General features: G+C 34.3%; 1 protein-coding gene. It reads right to left on the bottom strand.

Features of this window, described 5'->3' with window-relative positions:
• Positions 1–73: 73 nt before the first annotated feature.
• Positions 74–449: hypothetical protein (locus AOA59_RS32380; RefSeq protein WP_158235227.1), on the bottom strand; the 376-nt coding region annotated here is incomplete at its 5' end.

Below are 449 nucleotides of genomic sequence, written 5' to 3'. Positions count from 1 at the left end.
ATGTAGTACTACGTGTAATCCCAAATCGGTCACCTCTTACTGTTTTAAAAAATAAGGCTAATATTCCTTATCTCTATTCTGATATTATACTTAATGATTCAACTAATTCACGAACTTCTGCTTCAGTTGCCTGTTTTCCAATAGCCTGATATAAAGGAATATCACTTTCCGTATTAAATAAATCATCTCTATTCACAAAGGTATATTGTACTATTGCTACCGGTTCTTCAAAGCGATTTAATACACCTAAGAAGTTCCCTATACCGGTAATTGATTCATCGGTAAAATGTGAAACTGCGTTCATTCCTTCAATGATAACAAAATTTTGAAGAGCAAATATATCAAGCCCTTGAATATTTAAATCTTGTACTAAATCTACCCGTCTGCCAGCTTCTGTCTCATAACTTAATACAAGGAGGTCATCATCAAAAACGGTATCGGCTACCTCC

The organism is Pseudomonas sp. 2822-15, from assembly GCF_002742515.1.
In the GTDB taxonomy this organism is placed as follows: Bacteria; Pseudomonadota; Gammaproteobacteria; order Pseudomonadales; family Pseudomonadaceae; genus Aquipseudomonas; species Aquipseudomonas salomonii.
Note: the sequence above shows the minus strand (reverse complement) of the source record. Positions and strands in the feature narration are given on the sequence as shown.